The sequence below is a fragment of the Streptomyces sp. NPDC045956 genome (assembly GCF_056430705.1).
On record NZ_JBWKKZ010000002.1, the window covers coordinates 32,463 to 50,069 of the forward strand.

Sequence of the window (17,607 nt, forward strand, 5' to 3'; positions counted from 1 at the left end):
CGGTGTCCTCAGCGCATCAGCGCATCAGCGCGCCCGCGCGCGCACCAGCGCACGGGGCTGTCCGGGTGACCGCCCCGGAGCGGGACCCGGCGCGGCGGCGAAGGTGCGCGCGGCGACCCCGCGCCACGGTGGCCGGCGGCGCGCCGGGGTGCGCCCGTGTCGCCCCCGACGGCTCACCCGGCGCGGCCGAGGGCGTCCCGCAGGACGGCGCGGTCCACCGAAGCACGGACGAGCGCCGCCGCGAGGACGGCGGGATCGGCCGGCCCCGCGAGGTCGAGCAGGCGGTCGGGGTCGCCCGGCAGACCGAGCCGTTCCGCGCCCTGAAGGGCTTTGCGGTCCAGGTACGGAGCGGCCGCGGGCCAGACCCGCTGGACCTCGCGGAGGAAGATGTCCGCCCCGGTCGGGCCGATCCCGGGGAACTCCTGGAGCAGCCGCCGCACTTCGGGTATCTCGCCGCCCGCCTGCTCGCGCAGCCGGCGCAGATCCCCGCCCCACCGCCCGGTCAGCAGCTCGGCGGCCTCGCCGAGCTGCGTGGCGGTCCGCTCGTCGTAGCGCCGGTAGCCGCCGCGGCCGAGGGCGTCCACCCGCTCCTGCCAGTCGGCGCGGGCCATGCGGCGCGGGTCGCGCAGATCCGCCTCGTGCAGGGCGTGCGAGGCCGCCACGGCGATCGATCCCCGGATGCGGGCGCTGAGCAGGTGGGCGAGGACCAGCAGCCGGTACAGCGGCTGCGGGGTGTCCCGCAGCCGGATGCCCGCCTCCTCGGCGTACGTCCGCCCGTGCGCGTCGAGGAGCTCACGCAGGACGCGCCCCGGGTCGCGGCTCACGGTCAGGGCTTGAGCGGGTCGTGACCGACCGTCATCAGCCGGTGTCGGAGCACGGCGTCCTCGGCGCGGGGCTCGTTCTCCAGGTCGGCCTGCGCCGTCACGGTCTCCACGACCTCGGCCATCGCGCGGAGGTCGTCGTCGGTCAGGTCGGTGCGCCGTTTCTGCAGGATCGCCAGGACCTGCCGGCCGAGCGGCGGGCCGGCGTCGTCCGGCAGCGGCTCGGCCAGTTCGCCGGAGTCGCGCACCCGGAGCCAGTCCGCGAGTTCCGCGGAGGTCATGTTCACCACGCGGTGGAAGTCCTCCCACAGCGCGTCGAGTTCGAGGGCGTCGGCCATCGGGGCCCCTCATTCCGTCGTGCGTACGTGCGTACTCCGTGATCCTCCGTGCGGAGCGGACCGGGGCGTGGCGCCCCGAAGGCGGGGCACGGTCCGGCCGCTCCACGGGGGCGCGGGTGCCCGTGGGGCGGCCGGTGCAAACGCCGGTGCGCCCTCAGCGGGCGAGCACGCCGTCCAGGAAGCCCGTGAGGTCCGCGAAGACCTCGGCCCGGTTCGTCTCGTGGAACACCTCGTGCCGGGCGCCCGGGAAGATCCGCTCGGTCAGGTCACCGCCGCTGAGCGCTTCGACGCCGACGCGGCTGCCGGACAGCGGCACCAGCCGGTCGTCGTCGCCGTGCACCCACAGCATCGGGAGCCGCCCGACGTCACCGCCCTCGGCCACGGCCCTGAGGGTCCGTACGAACGCCTCCAGGGTCGGCCGCTTCATCGGGCCGTGCCACACCAGCGGGTCCGCCGCGTACGCCGCTCCGACGGCGGGGTCGCGGGAGAGCGCGGCCGGGCTGATGGGGATGTCGGGGATCTCGTCGTGAGCGAGCAGCCGGCGCGGCAGCTCCCAGTCGCCGACGACCGGCCCCGACAGCACCAGTGCGGTCAGCCCGCCGCCGTGGCGCTGGGCGTAGCGGGAGGCGATCAGACCGCCCATGGAGTGGCCGATCACGACCACCGGCAGCCCCGGGTGAGCGGCCTCGGCCCGCTGTGCCACGGTGTGCACGTCGGTGACCACGTCCTCGAAGTCCTCGATCAGCACCCGCTCGCCGTCCGACCGCCCGTGCCCCGTGTGGTCGACGCCGTACACCGCCCCGCCGTGCGCCGCCAGGACGCCCGCCACCTCGTCGTAACGGCCGGCATGCTCGCCGTACCCGTGCACCAGCAGCGCCACGTACCGGGGCGTCCCGGCGGCCCACTCGCGCGTGGCGAGCCGCCCCCGCGTTCCGGTCAGGACGTACTCGCGGACCTCGGTCATGTCTCCTCCGGCCGGGTCGGTGAAGGTCACCCGAGGATCTTCCCAGGGAGGGCGCCGACGGTCTATAGTCCAAAACTAGCAGTGCTAATTAACGGCCTCCGCGGCCCCCCGGGACCCGGGTCAGGCCGCGGGGAGACCCGCCGGACGGTGGTGTACCGCCCGGCGACCGAGCGACGACGGTCAGGAGCTCTTGTGCGTCCCGTCCATTTCGCGGCCGCCCGCCGCACCCCGATAGGCAAGCTCCGCGGTGCCCTGTCCGGCGTGCGGCCCGACGATCTCGCGGCCACCGTGATCCGGGGCCTGATCGCCGACGTGCCCGCGCTCGACCCGGCCCGGATCGACGACGTCTACTGGGGCGCCGCCAACCAGGCCGGCGAGGACAACCGCAACGTCGCCCGTATGGCGGCCCTTCTGGCCGGCCTGCCCGAGAGCGTGCCCGGTGCCACGGTGAACCGGCTGTGCGCCTCCGGGCTGGAGGCCGTCACCACCGCCGCCCGCACCATCGCCGCAGGCGAGGCCGACATCGTGCTCGCGGGCGGCTCGGAGTCGATGAGCCGCGCGCCCTTCGTGCTGCCCCGCCCCGACGAGGCGCTGCCGCACCGCATCGAGACCGCCGACACCCGGCTCGGCTGGCGCCTGGTCAACCCGAGGATGAAGGAGCTGCACGGGCTGCTGGCCATGGGCGAGACCGCCGAGGAGGTCGCCGAGCGGTACGGGATCGCGCGCGAACGCCAGGACGAGTTCGCCCTGCGCAGCCACCGCCTGGCCGCCGAGGCCCGGAAGAACGGCCACTTCGAGGACGAGCTGCTGCCGGTCGAGCGCCCCGACGGCGTGATCGTCGACGCCGACGAGTGCGTCCGCGAGGACACCTCCGTGGAGAAGCTCGCCCGGCTCAAGCCGGTCTTCCGCCCCGGCGGCACCGTCACCGCGGGCAACGCCTCCCCGATGAACGACGGGGCCGCCGGCCTCCTCCTGGTCAGCGAGGAGGCACTGAACGAGCTGGGCCTGGAGTCCCTCGGCCGCTATGTCGCTGGCGGCTCGGCGGGTGTGCACCCGGACGTCATGGGCATCGGTCCGGTCCCCGCCACCCGCAAGGTCCTCGCCCGCGCCGGCTGGAGCGTCGGCGACCTCGCGGAGGCCGAGTTCAACGAGGCGTTCGCCGCCCAGGCCCTCGCCTGCGTCGACCAGCTGGGCATCGACCCCGGCCTGGTCAACCCGACCGGGGGCGCCATCGCGCTGGGCCACCCGCTCGGCTGCTCGGGCGCCCGCATCCTGACCACGCTGCTCCACCGCATGCGCCGCACGGGAGGAGCCCGCGGGCTCGCCACGATGTGCGTCGGCGTGGGGCAGGGCAGCGCGGTGCTCGTCGAACGGCACTAGGCCCGGCCCGACGAGCCGGGCCCGTACGCCACCCCACCTCGCACAGCCGCAGCAAGGAACGGAGCAACACTCCATGGCAACCCTCTCCGTCGCCGCCGTCCTCGCCGAGAACGCCCGGCGCCGTCCCGAGAAGGAGGCGCTGGTCGAGGGCGACCTGCGGCTGACCTTCGCCGAGGTGTGGCGGCGGGCCCGGGCCCAGGCCGGCGCCCTCACCGGCCTGGGCGTGCGGCCGGGCGACCGGGTCGCGCTGATGGCGCCCAACACCGCCGAGTTCCCGCAGGCGTACTACGCGATCGCCGCGACCGGCGGTGTCGTCGTGCCGGTCCACCTGCTGCTGTCGGCCGGCGAGGTCGAGCACGTCCTGCGCGACAGCGGCGCCACGCTGCTGCTGTGCCACCCCGCCCAGGCGGAGACCGGGGCGGCCGCCGCGCGCGAGGCGGGCGTACGGATGGTTGCCCTCGGCGACGAGTTCGGGAAGCTGGCGGCGGACGCCGAGCCGCTGCCCTCGTACGTCACCCGGGACGCCGACGACCCGGCCGTCGTCTTCTACACGAGCGGCACCACCGGCGTGCCCAAGGGCGCGGTGCTCAGTCACTTCAACCTGGTCATGAACGCGACCGTCAACGCCTTCGACGCCAACGACATCAGGCCCGACGACGTCGCGCTCGGCGCGCTGCCGCTCTTCCACGCCTTCGGGCAGACGGTCTCCCTGAACTCCACCTGGCGCGCCGGAGCCACCCTCGTCCTGCTGCCGCGCTTCGACGCCGCGCGGGCGATCGAGCTGATGGTGAAGGAGAAGGTCAACACCTTCCACGGTGTGCCGACCATGTTCGTCGCCCTAGCCGCCGCGGCGGGCGGTGCCGACGCCCTGCCCGACCTGCGGGTGTGCGTCTCCGGTGGCGCCTCCCTGCCCGTCGCCGTGCTGGAGCGCTTCGAGGGGGCGTTCGGGGCGAAGATCTACGAGGGGTACGGGCTGTCGGAGACCTCCCCGGCGGCGGCCGTGAACCAGCCCGTGTTCGGCGCCCGGCCCGGCACCATCGGCCACCCCCTGTGGGGCGTGGACGTGGAAATCGCCCGGGCCGAGGTCGAGGGGCGGGTCGAACTGCTGCCGCCCGGGGAGCTGGGCGAGGTCGTCGTCCGCGGCCACAACGTGTTCTCCGGCTACCTGGGCCGCCCCGAGGCCACCGCCGAGGCGCTCGTCGACGGCTGGTTCCGCACCGGGGACCTCGGCACCAAGGACGACGAGGGGTTCCTCAGGATCGTCGACCGCAAGAAGGACGTCATCATCCGGGGCGGATACAACGTCTACCCGCGGGAGGTCGAGGAGGTGCTGATGCGCCACCCCGGCATCGCGCAGGTCGCCGTCATCGGGCTGCCGGACGAGCTGCACGGCGAGGAGGTGTGCGCCGTGGTCGTCCCCGCGCCGGACGCCGCCCGGGACGCCGACGGGATCACCGAGTGGTCCAAGCGGTACCTCGGCAGGTACAAGTACCCGCGCCGCGTGGAGTTCGCGGACGAGCTGCCGCTCGGCCCCAGCATGAAGGTGCTCAAGCGGGAACTGCGCGTGCGGTACGCGGCGGGCTAGACGGGGACGCCCCGCCCCGGACCCGTCGGGGGGCCGGGGCGGGGCGGGGTGCTCCGTGGCGCGCGGCGGTCAGCCCCAGGCCGGAGCGGCGAACATGCTGGCCGCGTTGTATCCCGAGTGCGGGTAGGTGGCGCCCCAGCTCACGGCCTCGGGCTGGCTGCGGGGGAAGTCGGCGGCCACCAGCGTCGCCAGGTCGAAGTAGGCCTCACGGGTGCGCGGCTTCATCCGCTCCAGGTCGACCTCGGCGCCCGTGGCGAGGTGCTCGTCGAACGGGATCATGACCACGCCCCGGCAGCGGGCCCGGAAGTGGTCCAGGACGTCGTTCACCTTGACCATCTTGCTCTTGTTGCGGGCCTCGGAGATCACCGTGATGCTCCGCTGCACCAGGTCCTCGTAGTGGTGCGCGTTGAGCCAGTCCAGGGTGGTGCTGGCGCTGGTGGCGCCGTCCACGCTCGGTGTGGCGACGACGATCAGCTGGTCGGCGTGGTCCAGGACGGCGCGCATCGCGCTGTGCAGCAGGCCGGTCCCCGAGTCGGTCAGGATGATCGGGTAGTGCTGCCCGAGGCAGCCGACCACCTGCCGGTAGTCCTCGTCGTTGAACGCGGTGGACAGGGTGGGGTCGGCCTCGTTGGCGAGGATCTCCAGGCCGCTCGGGGACTGGGAGGTGAACCGGCGGACGGCCATGTAGTTGTCGATGGCCGGCAGCTCGGCCACCAGGTCGCGGATCGTGGCGCCGCTCTCCCGGCGCACCCGGCGGCTGAGCGTGCCCGCGTCCGGGTTCGCGTCGATGGCGACCACCCGGTCCTGGCGCTCGGTGGCGAGCATGGCACCGAGGGCGGTCGTGGTGGTCGTCTTGCCCACACCGCCCTTGAGGCTGATGACGGCGATCTTGTGGCACTTCATCACCGGCGTGCGGAGGATGGCCAGCTTCTGCTCGCGTTCCCGCTCCGCGGACCTGCCGAGGATCTTCAGCCGGCTGAGCCCCCGGCGCTCGCCCGCCCGGCCGCGCAGCAGGCGCTCTGAGGAGAGCTCGACCGAGGCGCTGTGACCGATGCGGCCGGAGTCCGCGGGCGGCCAGAGCGCGGGGTTGTGGGGCGCCGGCGGACGCAGGTGCGGCGCCGCGGAGGCGCCCTGCGGCAGGTGCGCCCGCCGTGCGTAGGGCGTGGACAGGGGCTGCACGGCGGGTCCGGGCATGACGGGCGCCGCGGGGTGGTACTCCGTCGCACCGTGGTGCGGCACGGCCTGGTGGGCGGCCGGGACGCCGGGGCCGGGTGCGGCAGGTGCGGCCGGCTGGGAACCGTCGGCGGTGTACGGGCCGGGGGCCGGCCGGTGCGCGGCCGGGTCCGTCGGCGCCGTCTCCGCCCCGGGCGGCGGAGCGTTGTCGACGGAGATGTCGCGATCGGTGGTCACGATGAGTCCTTTCGAGAAGAAGGTGAAGCCGACGGGCACCGGGTCGGTGACGCGCCGAGGGTCGTGCCGGCCGGCCGGCGGTCCGGTGCGGACGCCGGTCCGGATGCCTGGGTCCTCGGCGCGGCGCAGACCGCCGGCCGGAACGGGAGTGAGCGAGGGGCGGGCCGAGGCCGGGTCCGCGACCGGAGGTTCGGGCGAGCCGACGGTCAGCGGGCGGCCGGGACCGGGTCCGAACCGGTGGGTCCGGTGTCCCCGGGGGGTGAGCGCGGGAGGCGCGACCGGTCCCGCGGCGAGGGCGAGCGGCTCGTGCTCCCCGCGGCACAGGGCGGCCGGGGCCGCGGGGCCCGCCGCGGGGTGGACGGGCCGCGACGGCCCGGGCGGCGTGGTCAGGGCGATCGGCGGGTCGGCGCGGACGAGCGTGCCGTCCGCGGCGAACGTCAGCCCCATGGATATGAACTGCGCCGCCGTCAGGACCTGCTTGTCCCCGCGCCGGACGAGCGCCGCCGCGGGCACGGCCACGGCCTCGTCGGGGCGGAGCCCGACCGGCATCGAGTACGCCGCGCCGTGGAGCCGGCCGGCCCGCACGGTGTACTGGACGTCCGGCGGCACCTCGAGCCGGCTGCGCACGCGGAACTGGCCGGCCCGAAGGCTCTCCGACCGCTGCAACTGCACCTTCAACGGGCCTACGAACGCGTAGTTCTGCTGCTCGGCGTACTCGCGCAGCCTCTGGACCAGGTCCTCACCGATCATGACGAGGCACGCGCGGTACAGCTCGTGGTCGCCCGGGCTGAGCTCCACGATGAAGCTGTTGGGCGCGATGGTGGAATCCCGGTTCCAGATCCTGGCGTTGACGTCGCATTCGCGCCGGAGCGCGCCGATGAACTCCATGGGCTGAACCGCGGACTTGAAAACTTTGGCGAAAGTGCCGTTGATCAGAGACTCGAAACGTTGCTCGATCCTGGTGAACGTACTCACTGCGGCCTCCGGTGTGCCGATCTGCCGCAATGCAGTCAGAAGGGGCGAAGGGGTGCCAGATAATACGTATATAGCCACGCCGAGTGACCGGCGTCGGTGTGTCGCCGCAATTCACCGGATCGGTCGCACCGCGCCGTGGCCCACCGTCGCCGGACGCCCCGGCCGGGCCCTCGGCGTGGGCCGGGGCCGGGCACCGGCCGGGTGCGCATAGCATCGATCTTCGCCATGAACACGATGACACTGTGGAACCTGACCGGCTGGGAGTTCGCCGCGCTCGCCTTCGCGGCGCTGCTCGTCGGCTTCTCCAAGACCGCCGTGAGCGGAGCCAACACCGTCAGCCTCGCGATCTTCGCGATGGTCCTGCCCGCCCGCGCCTCGACCGGCATCCTGCTGCCGGTCCTGATCGCGGGCGACCTCCTGGCGGTCCTCACCTACCGGCGGCACGCGCACTGGCCCACGCTGTGGCGGCTGTTCCCGGCGGTCGGGGCCGGCGTGGTCGTCGGCACCGTCTTCCTCGTGTGGGCGGACGACGCGATCGTACGCACGTCCATCGGCGCCATCCTGCTGCTGATGGCCGCCGTGACGCTGTGGCGCCGGCGGCGGGCGGACCAGGCCGGGCAACCGGGGGAGGTCACCTCAAGGGCGGGCCGCGCCAAAGCCCGCGCCTACGGCGTCCTGGGCGGCTTCACCACCATGGTGGCCAACGCGGGCGGGCCGGTGATGTCGATGTATCTGCTCTCCGCGGGCTTCAGGAAGCTCGGCTTCCTGGGCACGTCGGCGATCTTCTTCCTGATCGTCAATGTCGCCAAACTGCCCTTCAGCGCAGGCCTCGGCCTGATCGACGGCCGTTCGCTGCTGCTCGACGCGGCGCTCCTGGTGTTCGTGGTGCCCGGTGCCCTCCTCGGGACCTGGGCCGTGGGCCGGATCGACCAGGTCCTGTTCGAGCGCCTGGTGATCGCGGCGACCGTGCTGGGCGGCCTCCAACTGCTGCTGGGCTGACCGCTGACCGTCGGTGCGGCCGGGCGCGTCGTGTCAGCGGGCTCCGGTCGCGACCGCCTGCCGGACCCGCTCGGGGAAGCCGTTGCCGAGGTCCTCGACCAGCAGGCGCTTGGCGATCGCGTCGAGCGCCGCCCGCAGCTCCGCGTCCGAGGGGCGGCCGATGTCCTGCTCCACCCGGTCCTCCAGCCAGGTCGACCAGGCCCGGCCGATCACCAGGGCCTCGCGGGCACCCGCGTCGGTGTGGGAGAGGAGCGAGCCGTGGCGGGTCAGGAAACCCTCCTCGACCATGCGGTCGAAGACCGGCAGCAGCACCTCCGGCGGCATCCGCCGACGGGCCGCGATCAGACCGAGGCTCGCGTGCCCGACCAGCCGCGTGAACAGCTCGACCTGCATGACGGCCCAGGCGCCGGCGACGTCCAGCCGGGTGTCGCTGCCGGCCACGATCCGGAGGGCGGTGTCCAGCTCCGTACGGCCGATGATCTTCCCGACGGCGGCCTCCAGCGCCCGCCTGCTGCTGGCGTCGTGCGGTGGGGCGAAGCCCTCGCCCAGGTCGGTGGAGCCCGCGCGGGCACTGTCGCGCAACTGGACCTGCTTGAGGAACAGGGCGACGAGGAGACCGAGGGCCGCGACCGGGACCGTCCACAGGAACACGGTCTGGATGGTGTCCGCGTACGCGCCGACGATCGGCGCCGACGCCTCCGACGGCAGCCGGTGCACGCCTTCCGGACTGCTCGCCGCCCCGCTGATCACCGCCGGATCCGCGGCCCCGGTCCGCGCCGCCTCCGACACGCCGTCGCGCAGGTTGGGGCCGAGCGCGTTGGCGTAGATCGTGCCGAAGACGGCAGTGCCGAAGGAACTGCCCAGCGTGCGGAAGAAGGTGACGCCGGAGGTCGCGGTGCCGAGGTCGGAGTAGTCGACGGTGTTCTGCACGGCGATGGTCAGCACCTGCATGGACAGGCCGATGCCCGTGCCCAGCACGAACATGAACAGCGACTCCAGCCAGGCACCCGTGGACGGCCCCATCAGCGACATCAGGTACAGGCCGACGCCCATCACCAGCGTTCCCGCGATCGGGAACAGCCGGTACCGCCCGGTCCTGCTGACCACGCTCCCGCTGAAGACCGACGCGATCAGGAGCCCGGCCACCATGGGCAGGGTCCGCACGCCCGAGACGGTGGCCGAGTCGCCGTCGACGTACTGGAGGTAGGTCGGCAGGTACGTCAGCGCGCCGAGCATCGCGAAGCCCACGATGAAGCTGAGGATCGAGCAGACCCGGAACACCGGATTGCCGAACAGCCGCATCGGCAGCATCGGCTCGGCCGCCCGGGTCTCCGCCCAGCAGAACAGCCCCAGCGCGAGCAGCCCGCCCGCGAACAGGCCGATGATCACGACCGAGCCCCACCCGTACTCGTTGCCGCCCCAGCTGGTCGCCAGGATCAGCGCGCTCGCGCCGACCGCCACCAGCGCGATGCCCAGGTAGTCGATGACGGGCCGGGCGGCCGACTTCACGACCGGGATGGTGCGGGCGGCGGCGATGACCACGACGATCGCGATGGGCACGTTCACGTAGAAGGCCCAGCGCCAGGAGAGGTGGTCGGTGAAGAGCCCGCCCAGCAGGGGGCCGACCACCGTGGCCACGCCGAACACCGCGCCGATGGCGCCCTGGTACTTGCCGCGCTCCCGCAGCGGGATGACGTCGGCGATCAGCGCCATCGACGTCACCATGAGCCCGCCCGCGCCGACACCCTGCATCGCGCGCCAGAGGATGAGCAGCGGCATGCTCGTCGCCAGCCCGCACAGGAACGAGCCCGTGATGAACACGACCGCCGAGACCTGGAAGACGACCTTGCGGCCGAACATGTCACCGAACTTGCCGACCAGTACCGTCGCCACGGTCTCCGCGAGCAGGTACGAGGTCACCACCCACGACATGTGCTCGCCGCCGCCCAGGTCCGACACGATCGTCGGCAGCGCGGTGCCGACGATCGTCTGGTCCAGGGCCGCGAGCAGCATGCCCAGCATGATCGTGACGAAGACGACGTTGCGGCGGCGCCGGTCCAGCACGGGCGGCTGGGCGGTGGCGGTCGGTGGCGTTCCCTCGGCGACTGTCACACGGTCACGATCACACCGGTGCAGCGGCCACGCATGCGGGGACGGTCCGCCCGGGTGCGCGGCTCCGCCGGGGACCGGCCACCCGGCTAGCCGTCGCCCGGGTTGCGGCGCAGCAGGTACGTGTCCATGATCCAGCCCTTGCGCTCCCGGGCCTCGGCCCGCAGCCGCTCGATGCGGGGTCCGGCCTCGGCGATCGGACCGGAGGCCAGGATCTCGTCCGGGGTTCCCAGGTAAGCGCCCCAGTAGATGTCGATGTCCTGGTCCGCGTACCGCCGGAAGGCCTGGTGGGCGTCGAGCATCACGACCACGTCGTCCACGCCCTCCGGGAGGCCCTCCGCGAGCCGCCGCCCGGTGGTGATCTGCACCGGCCGCGCCACCCGGTTCAGCCCGGTCCGGTGCCGGGCGGCGAGTGAGGAGACGCTGCTGATGCCCGGCACGACGTCGTACGCGAAGGCGACCTCGCCGCGCTCCAGGATCTCCTCCAGGACGCCCAGCGTGCTGTCGTACAGCGCGGGGTCGCCCCAGACCAGGAACGCGCCGCTCTCGTCCTCGCCCAGCTCCTCGGCGATCAGCCGCTCGTAGACGTCGGCCCGGGCGCCGCGCCAGTCCCCGACGGCCGGGGAGTAGGCCGTGCCGCCCGCCTCCCGGTCCCGCTCGGGGTCGCGTGCCTCGACGATCCGGTACGTCCCCGGCGCCAGGTGCGTCTCCAGCATGTTCCGGCGCGACCGCACCAGGCCGGCCTTCACCTCGCCCTTGTCCAGGAGGAAGAAGACGTCCGTGGCCCGCAGCGCCCTGACCGCCTGGAGGGTCAGCTGGTCGGGGTCGCCCGCGCCGATACCGATCACATGAATGGTCCGCACGCCACGAGTCTGCCGTAGGCCGTCCGCGACGCCCCGGCCGCCCGGGCCGGGTCCTGTGCCGCTCGCGCCGGCCGCCCGCTCAGCCCCGCAGCCGGGGCGCCCGCGCGCCCGCGTCCACGGCGCCGCCGCCCTCCACGTCCCCCGCCAGCCGTCGGGCCCAGTCGGCGACTTCGCCGAGGTCGATCCCGTACGGCCGCCGCTGCCCGGCCGCCGAGGCCGACCAGTCCGTCACCGCCCCGGCGCCGCGGCGCAGCAGCCTGGCCCCGCCGGTGGCATTGCCGCGGGCCGCGTGCGTGAGCCCGACGGCCAGCTGGGCCAGCCCCCGCCACAGCTCCCGCTCCGTCTCGGGCCCCGACTTCCAGGCGTCCTCGAAGACCTCGTGCGCGTGGAACGGCTTCCCCTCGTCCAGCAGCCGCTGCGCCTGCGCGACCGTCTCCTCGGGCGGCCGTACCACCCCCTCGGGCTGGCGGGGGACGCCGTCCGCGCCGTACGGCAGCGGGCGTCCCAGCCCGTCCCGCGGCCTCGCGTTGCGCGCGCGGCCCTCGTCGTCGCGGTCCCGGGCGCCCAGCGGCCGGTCCGGGGCCGTGCTGTCCATGGGGCTGTCGGCAGGACTGTTCATGGGTCCGATTGTCCCCCGGTCCGGCCCGCTTAGGCGTGCCCCGGAGTGTGGGGTAAAGTGCAGTCCGCGTGATCGCGCGGTTCGCCGTGCGTGAGCACACCGGGACGTGGCGCAGCTTGGTAGCGCACTTGACTGGGGGTCAAGGGGTCGCAGGTTCAAATCCTGTCGTCCCGACTCGAAAGAGTCGCCGTGGGAGGCCGGTCCGGAGAAATCTGGACCGGCCTCTCGGCCGTTTGCGGGGCCGGTGCCCCGCCGCTCACCGGCTGGGGTGCGCCCCGGCGGCCACGAGCAGGTCGACCGTCTCGGGGTACGGCCCTCTCGACGCCCAGTCGAGCGGCGCGCGGCCGGTGCCGTGGTCCTCCCGGAGATTCGGGTCGGCGCCGCCTTCCAGGAGCGCGCGTACGGCTTCGGTGTGGCCCCAGGCGGCCGCCCCGCACAGGGGCGTGCCCTCCGAGCCGATCCCGCTCTCCGTGTCGGGGAAGGCGCCCGCCGTCAGCAGCACGCGGACGATGTCGGCGGTGCCGTTCACGGAGGCCAGGTACAGCGGTGTGGAGCCCGCGGTGTCGGCCGTCTCGGCCGGAGCCCCGGCCCGCAGCGCCGCCCGCACCCCCGCGAGGTCGCCGACCAGCGCGGCGATGACGAGCCGCCGGGACAGTTTCTTGTGGCGTCGCCGGGTCACGGGGCCACCACGACCGGCGGTTCGCCGCGGGGCAGGGTCAGGGCGGCGCGCAGCGCGGAGGCCTCCCGGGAGCCGATGCGGTCGGCCAGGACCTCCTCGACGACGGCGAGGGTCGCCTGCGCGCGCCGGTGGACGCGGGCCCCCTCCGCGGTGATGCGGATCAGACGGTTGCGTGCGGAGGCCGGGTCGGGGACCTGTTCGAGCAGCCCCAGCGCGAGCAGACCGTGTACGGCCTGGTGGGCGGTCTGGCGGGTGACGCCGAGGCGCCGGGCCAGTTCGGCGACCGTGGTGCCCTGGGCGTCCAGGAGGGCGAAGACCTGACCCTGGGCGCTGCTCAGCGGCTGCTCGCCGGCCGCCCGCATGCTCGCCGTCAGGGCGTCGTCGAACCAGCGCCTGGCTCCGGCCAGCAGCAGGGGGAGGTTCCGCACCGCTTCCTCGGGTGCGTCGGGTTGTGCGGCTCGCTCGGCTCGCTCGGCTCGCGTCATGGCTCCTCGGGCTTTTCGGGCTTCTCGGCCATGAGCTTACGACGCGGCCGCGCGGTGCCCTCGGCCTTTTCGTGCGGGGACCGGTCGACCTCTCAGTCGTCAGGTAACCTGACATTGAAGCGTCAGCCTGCCTGACGCTTCTGTCCTGTGCCGCGTCGAGCCGGAGGCTTCCATGACCATCGAATTCGCCAGGCGCTCCTCCTCCCTCATTCCCGCCGAACCGGGCACGCCGTACTTCATCGAGAAGGGCATGGGCGACCGCGCCCACCTCTTCGGCGACCTCGTCACCGTCTACGCGGGCGGCCCGCAGACCGAGAACACCTTCAACTTCTTCACCTGCGAAGGCCCCAAGGGCGACATCATCCCGGCCCACTCGCATCCCGACACCTACGAGGTCTTCTTCGTCACGCAGGGTGCGGTCCGCCTGTTCGTGGAGGACCTGCGGGGCGAGCAGGAGGAGAGGCTGCTCACCGCCGGCGACTTCGGCTTCGTGCCGAAGAACTGCCCGCACGCCTACCGCATCGAGCGCCACCACAGCCAGATCGTCGGTGTCGCGGCCGGTCCCGGCGGCACCTTCGAGCGGTTCTTCGAGACACTCGGCACCGACACCGGGGAACTCGGCCTCCCGCGGCGCCCGTTCGTACCCGAACCGCACCGGTTCGCCGACGTGCCGCGGCAGTACGACGTGACCTTCCTGCCCGACCACCGATGGCACACGGGAAGCTGAGCCCGCCGTGGTGTACGGGACCGGCTAACCGCGCACCAGCAGCTGGAAGTCGAACGAGTAGCGCGACGCGCGGTAGAGGTGATCGCCGTACTCGACCGGCCGCCCGGTGTCGTCGTACGCCGTACGCCGCATGGTCAGCAGCGCGGCGCCCTCCTCCTCGTCGAGACGTTCCGCCTCCTCCCGGCCGGCGGTGCGGGCGCCGACGGTCTGGCGGGCGCTGTGCAGGGTGATGCCTCGGGCGCGCATCATCCGGTACAGGCCGGTCGACTCCAGCCGGGCGGTGTCCAGGTCCAGCAGCCCGGACGGCAGGTGGTTGCGGAGCAGGGCCACCGGCCGGCCGTGGGTGAGGCGCAGCCGCTCCACCACGGTGACCTCGGTGCCCTCCGGGACGCCGAGGGCCGCCGCCACGTCGGGGCCGGCCGGGACACCCTCGTTGCGCAGCACCCGCGTGGAGGGCCCCTGACCGGCCGCCGACAGGTCGTCGTAGAGGCTGCTCAGCTCCAGTGGCCGCTTGACCTGGCTGTGCACCACCTGGGTGCCGACGCCGCGCCGCCGCACCAGGAGCCCCTTGTCGACCAGGGACTGGATGGCCTGGCGGACGGTCGGCCTGGACAGGCCGAGGCGGACGGACAGGTCGACCTCGTTGCCCAGGAGGTCGCCCGGGGCGAGGGCGCCGTGCGCTATCGCCGCCTCCAGCTGCTGGGCGAGCTGGTGGTAGAGCGGCACGGGGCTGCCGCGGTCCAGGGCGAAGTCCAGGGCGCCGAGCGCGGAGGCGGTCGCGGCTCGCGCGCGGTCGCCGGTTCTCGCCATGGACGTACCTCCCAGGAGTGGGTGACGGGCGGTCAGAGGTGGTGGCGGCGGTCGGCGACGGCCCGCTCGTACTGCGCGCGGGCGTCGGTGGCCGGCCCGCGGGCGGACACCTCGGCCACCGGTACGTCCCACCAGGCCTCGGCCGGGGGAGCGGTCGGCGTCGGATCGGTCTCGACGTGGACGCAGGTCGGGCGGGTCGCCGCACGGGCCGCCGCCAGCGCCTCGCGCAGCTCGCGGACCGTCTTGGCGCGCAGCACCTCCATGCCCAGGCTGGCCGCGTTGGCGGCCAGGTCGACGGGGAGCGGGGCGCCGGTGAAGGTGCCGTCGGCGGCGCGGTGGCGGTAGTCGGTGCCGAAGCGCTCGGCGCCGACCGACTCGGAGAGGCCGCCGATGGAGGCGTAGCCGTGGTTCTGGACCAGGACCAGCTTGACCGGCAGGTTCTCCTGGACGGCTGTCACGATCTCCGTCGGGTTCATCAGGTACGTGCCGTCGCCGACCAGGGCCCACACGGGGGTGCCGGGCGCGGCCTGCTGGACGCCCAGCGCGGCCGGGATCTCGTAGCCCATGCACGAGTAGCCGTACTCCAGGTGGTACTGGCGCGGGGACCGGGCGCGCCACAGCTTGTGCAGGTCGCCCGGGAGCGAACCGGCCGCGTTGATCACCACGTCCGTGTCGCCGACCACCGCGTCCAGCGCGCCCAGCACCTGCGTCTGGGTCGGTACGGCGCCGTCGTCGTCCGCGCGGAAGGCCGCCTCGACCGTCTGGTCCCAACGGTCCTTCCCCGCCCGGTACTCGGCCTCGTACGCCGCGTCGACCCGGTACGCGGCCAGCTCCCCGGCCAGCGCCGTGAGCCCCGCCCTCGCGTCGCAGACCAGGGTGGCGGCGGCGAGCTTGTGGGCGTCGAAGGCCGTGATGTTGAGGTTCAGGAAACGCACGTCCGGTCGCCGGAAGAGGGTGCCCGAGGCCGTGGTGAAGTCGGAGTAGCGGGTGCCGACGCCGATCACGAGGTCGGCGGTGCGGGCGAGGTCGTCGCTGACGGCGGTGCCGGTGTGGCCGATGCCGCCCAGGTCGGCCGGGTGGTCGTGGGGCAGCGCGCCCTTGCCGGCCTGGGTGGAGGCGACCGGGATGCCGGTGGCGTCGACCAGCGCCCGCAGCGCCTCCTCGGCCCGGCTGTGGTGGACGCCGCCGCCCGCGACGATCAGCGGGCGCCCGGCGGCACGGACCGCCCGTACCGCCCCGGCCAGCTCCACCGGGTCGGGCGCCGGGCGCCGCACCGGCCAGACCCGGTCCGCGAAGAACTCCTCCGGCCAGTCGTACGCCTCCACCTGCACGTCCTGGGGCAGGGCGAGGGTGACCGCGCCGGTCTCCGCCGGGTCGGCGAGCACCCGCATCGCCCGCAGCGCCGAGGCGATCAGGGCCTCGGGGCGGCTGATCCGGTCGAAGTACCGGGAGACGGGGCGCAGGGTGTCGTTGACGGACACGTCCGCCTCGGTGGGGTGCTCCAGCTGCTGGAGGAGGGGATCGGCGGCGTGCGAGGCGAAGTAGTCGCCGGGGAGCAGGAGGACCGGGATGCGGTTGATCGTGGCGAGGGCGGCGCCGGTGACCAGGTTGGTGGCGCCGGGTCCGATCGACGTCGTCACCGCCTGCGCGGACAGGCGGTCGAGGTGCCGGGCGTACCCGACGGCAGCGTGCACCATGGCCTGCTCGTTGCGGCCCTGGTGGTACGGCATCGCGGGCGCCGTCCCCCCGCCGGGCACGGTGGCGTGCTCGACGAGGGCCTGGCCCAGACCCGCCACGTTGCCGTGGCCGAAGATGCCCCAGCAACCCGCGATCAGGCGGTGCCGCTCGCCGTCGCGCTCGGTGTACTGGGCGGCCAGGAAGCGCACCAGGGCCTGGGCGGTGGTCAGTCGGCGGGTGGGGGCGCTCATGCGGACCTCTCCGGTGCGGTGTAGAGGGGGAGCCGGGGGTCGACGGGGCGGTCCGGCCAGGTGTCGCGGATCCAGGCGTGGTCGGGGTGGTCGCGGATCAGCCAGGCCCGTTCGGGCTCCGGACCCGCCATGACGTTGAGGTAGTACATGTCGTGACCGGGGACGGCCATCGACGGTCCGTGCCATCCGTCGGGGATGAGGACCACGTCCCCGTCGCGGACCTCGGCCAGCACGTCCGTGCCCCGCCCCCGCCCTGACGGGGAGACCCGCTGGTAGCCGAGGCCCGGGATGCCGTCGTGGCCGGCGAACTCGAAGTAGTAGATCTCCTCCAGCACCGACTCCTCGCCGGGGCGGTGCTCGTCGTGCTTGTGCGGGGGGAAGGAGGACCAGTTGCCGCCGGGCGTGAGCACCTCGACCGCGATCAGCCGGTCGCACTCGAACACCCCGGCCGCGCCGAAGTTGTTGACCTGCCGCGAGCAGTTCCCGGTGCCCCGCAGCTCGACCGGCACCGACGAGGCCGGGCCGTACCGCGCGGGCAGACGGCGCGTGCAGCGGGCTCCGGTGAGCGCGAACCGGCCACCGCCCGTGGAGGTCACGGTCGTACGGGCGTCCCGCGGCACGTAGGCGAAGTCGCTCACGCCGCTGAACACGTCCGTGCGGCCGGTGAGTTCGAAGGTCTCCTGACCGAAGTCGTCGGCCGTGGCGACCGTGCAGCCGCCGCTCAGGGGGAGCACGATCCACTCGCTGTCGCCGCTGTCGAAGGTGTGGGCGCCACCGGGCGGCAGGTGCAGCACGCGCAGACCGGCGTGGTCCCAGCCGGCCCTCTCGGGCGTCAGGTCCACGGCGCAGTCGGCGCTCGCGGCCCGGCCGGCCGGCAGGTGGTACGTCATCTCCGCGTCCTCTCGTCGGTTGTCC

General features: G+C 73.9%; 16 protein-coding genes and 1 tRNA gene. 5 read left to right on the forward strand and 12 right to left on the reverse strand.

What is annotated here, in order from left to right; all coding sequences use genetic code 11:
* Positions 1–173: 173 nt before the first annotated feature.
* From AC07FV_RS05915 to AC07FV_RS05925, 3 genes are all read right to left on the reverse strand, one after another.
* Positions 174–824 carry an HhH-GDP family DNA glycosylase gene (locus AC07FV_RS05915; RefSeq protein ID WP_479084946.1) on the reverse strand — a complete coding sequence of 217 codons (651 nt, stop codon included), beginning with the start codon at positions 822–824 and terminating at the stop codon, positions 174–176.
* A 2-nt stretch (positions 825–826) separates the two neighbouring features.
* Entirely contained in the window at positions 827–1,159 is a 333-nt protein-coding gene (locus AC07FV_RS05920; RefSeq protein WP_479084948.1) for a DUF3140 domain-containing protein, read from the reverse strand.
* A 154-nt stretch (positions 1,160–1,313) separates the two neighbouring features.
* Complete coding sequence (locus AC07FV_RS05925; RefSeq protein ID WP_479085759.1) at positions 1,314–2,123, reverse strand: lysophospholipase; 810 nt, start codon at positions 2,121–2,123, stop codon at positions 1,314–1,316.
* A 192-nt stretch (positions 2,124–2,315) separates the two neighbouring features.
* Here AC07FV_RS05925 and AC07FV_RS05930 point away from each other — a divergent pair, with 192 nt between their 5' ends.
* Both AC07FV_RS05930 and AC07FV_RS05935 read left to right on the forward strand, forming a co-directional pair.
* Positions 2,316–3,503 carry a thiolase family protein gene (locus AC07FV_RS05930; RefSeq protein WP_479084949.1) on the forward strand — a complete coding sequence of 396 codons (1,188 nt, stop codon included), beginning with the start codon at positions 2,316–2,318 and terminating at the stop codon, positions 3,501–3,503.
* A 73-nt stretch (positions 3,504–3,576) separates the two neighbouring features.
* Entirely contained in the window at positions 3,577–5,088 is a 1,512-nt protein-coding gene (locus AC07FV_RS05935) for a long-chain-fatty-acid--CoA ligase (RefSeq protein ID WP_479084950.1), read from the forward strand.
* 69 nt (positions 5,089–5,157) lie between these two features.
* On the opposite strand, the gene AC07FV_RS05940 is transcribed toward AC07FV_RS05935, so the two are convergent.
* Positions 5,158–7,473 carry an FhaA domain-containing protein gene (locus AC07FV_RS05940; protein WP_479084952.1) on the reverse strand — a complete coding sequence of 772 codons (2,316 nt, stop codon included), beginning with the start codon at positions 7,471–7,473 and terminating at the stop codon, positions 5,158–5,160.
* A 225-nt stretch (positions 7,474–7,698) separates the two neighbouring features.
* Between AC07FV_RS05940 and AC07FV_RS05945 the strand changes: the two genes are divergently transcribed.
* A complete protein-coding gene (locus AC07FV_RS05945) occupies positions 7,699–8,472 on the forward strand; it encodes a sulfite exporter TauE/SafE family protein (RefSeq protein WP_479084954.1) in 774 nt (257 codons plus the stop codon).
* A 33-nt stretch (positions 8,473–8,505) separates the two neighbouring features.
* Here the strand turns inward: AC07FV_RS05945 and AC07FV_RS05950 are convergent, their stop codons facing one another.
* The 3 genes from AC07FV_RS05950 to AC07FV_RS05960 form a co-directional block, all read right to left on the reverse strand.
* Positions 8,506–10,584 (reverse strand): MDR family MFS transporter, encoded by a 2,079-nt coding sequence (locus AC07FV_RS05950; RefSeq protein WP_479084956.1) that lies wholly within the window; start codon positions 10,582–10,584, stop codon positions 8,506–8,508.
* A gap of 86 nt (positions 10,585–10,670) precedes the next feature.
* The gene (gene cobF, locus AC07FV_RS05955) at positions 10,671–11,444 is read right to left on the reverse strand and encodes a precorrin-6A synthase (deacetylating) (protein ID WP_479084958.1); all 774 of its coding nucleotides are present in this window, start codon (positions 11,442–11,444) and stop codon (positions 10,671–10,673) included.
* 79 nt (positions 11,445–11,523) lie between these two features.
* On the reverse strand, positions 11,524–12,063 hold the full coding sequence (locus AC07FV_RS05960; protein ID WP_479084960.1) for a DUF309 domain-containing protein: 540 nt from the start codon (positions 12,061–12,063) through the stop codon (positions 11,524–11,526).
* A gap of 100 nt (positions 12,064–12,163) precedes the next feature.
* On the opposite strand from AC07FV_RS05960, the gene AC07FV_RS05965 reads away from it, so the two are divergent.
* Positions 12,164–12,237 (forward strand) — tRNA-Pro (locus AC07FV_RS05965).
* 82 nt (positions 12,238–12,319) lie between these two features.
* Here AC07FV_RS05965 and AC07FV_RS05970 read toward each other — a convergent pair.
* Both AC07FV_RS05970 and AC07FV_RS05975 read right to left on the reverse strand, forming a co-directional pair.
* On the reverse strand, positions 12,320–12,742 hold the full coding sequence (locus AC07FV_RS05970; RefSeq protein ID WP_479084961.1) for an ankyrin repeat domain-containing protein: 423 nt from the start codon (positions 12,740–12,742) through the stop codon (positions 12,320–12,322).
* Positions 12,739–13,227: a MarR family winged helix-turn-helix transcriptional regulator gene (locus AC07FV_RS05975; RefSeq protein WP_479084962.1), complete on the reverse strand. Its 489-nt coding sequence runs from the start codon at positions 13,225–13,227 to the stop codon at positions 12,739–12,741. The genes AC07FV_RS05970 and AC07FV_RS05975 overlap by 4 nt, the downstream gene beginning before the upstream one ends.
* Before the next feature lie 172 nt (positions 13,228–13,399).
* Here AC07FV_RS05975 and AC07FV_RS05980 point away from each other — a divergent pair, with 172 nt between their 5' ends.
* Positions 13,400–13,954 (forward strand): quercetin 2,3-dioxygenase, encoded by a 555-nt coding sequence (locus tag AC07FV_RS05980; protein WP_479084964.1) that lies wholly within the window; start codon positions 13,400–13,402, stop codon positions 13,952–13,954.
* A gap of 24 nt (positions 13,955–13,978) precedes the next feature.
* Here the strand turns inward: AC07FV_RS05980 and AC07FV_RS05985 are convergent, their stop codons facing one another.
* Genes AC07FV_RS05985 through iolB form a run of 3 tightly spaced genes read right to left on the reverse strand, consistent with a single transcriptional unit; the run spans position 13,979 to position 17,582 of the window.
* Complete coding sequence (locus AC07FV_RS05985) at positions 13,979–14,764, reverse strand: GntR family transcriptional regulator (protein ID WP_479084966.1); 786 nt, start codon at positions 14,762–14,764, stop codon at positions 13,979–13,981.
* Positions 14,765–14,796: 32 nt separating this feature from the next.
* The gene (gene iolD / locus AC07FV_RS05990; RefSeq protein ID WP_479084967.1) at positions 14,797–16,692 is read right to left on the reverse strand and encodes a 3D-(3,5/4)-trihydroxycyclohexane-1,2-dione acylhydrolase (decyclizing); all 1,896 of its coding nucleotides are present in this window, start codon (positions 16,690–16,692) and stop codon (positions 14,797–14,799) included.
* Complete coding sequence (gene iolB / locus AC07FV_RS05995; protein ID WP_479084969.1) at positions 16,689–17,582, reverse strand: 5-deoxy-glucuronate isomerase; 894 nt, start codon at positions 17,580–17,582, stop codon at positions 16,689–16,691. The genes iolD and iolB overlap by 4 nt, the downstream gene beginning before the upstream one ends.
* Between the last annotated feature and the right edge of the window lie 25 nt (positions 17,583–17,607).

Coding starts and splice junctions, on each gene's coding strand:
- AC07FV_RS05920 (WP_479084948.1), bottom strand. CDS start 1,159: ATGGCCGACGCCCTCGAACTCGACGCGCTGTGGGAGGACTTCCACCGC.
- AC07FV_RS05925 (WP_479085759.1), bottom strand. CDS start 2,123: ATGACCGAGGTCCGCGAGTACGTCCTGACCGGAACGCGGGGGCGGCTC.
- AC07FV_RS05935 (WP_479084950.1), top strand. CDS start 3,577: ATGGCAACCCTCTCCGTCGCCGCCGTCCTCGCCGAGAACGCCCGGCGC.
- AC07FV_RS05945 (WP_479084954.1), top strand. CDS start 7,699: ATGAACACGATGACACTGTGGAACCTGACCGGCTGGGAGTTCGCCGCG.
- AC07FV_RS05960 (WP_479084960.1), bottom strand. CDS start 12,063: ATGAACAGTCCTGCCGACAGCCCCATGGACAGCACGGCCCCGGACCGG.
- AC07FV_RS05975 (WP_479084962.1), bottom strand. CDS start 13,227: ATGACGCGAGCCGAGCGAGCCGAGCGAGCCGCACAACCCGACGCACCC.
- AC07FV_RS05980 (WP_479084964.1), top strand. CDS start 13,400: ATGACCATCGAATTCGCCAGGCGCTCCTCCTCCCTCATTCCCGCCGAA.
- AC07FV_RS05985 (WP_479084966.1), bottom strand. CDS start 14,764: ATGGCGAGAACCGGCGACCGCGCGCGAGCCGCGACCGCCTCCGCGCTC.
- iolD (WP_479084967.1), bottom strand. CDS start 16,692: ATGAGCGCCCCCACCCGCCGACTGACCACCGCCCAGGCCCTGGTGCGC.
- iolB (WP_479084969.1), bottom strand. CDS start 17,582: ATGACGTACCACCTGCCGGCCGGCCGGGCCGCGAGCGCCGACTGCGCC.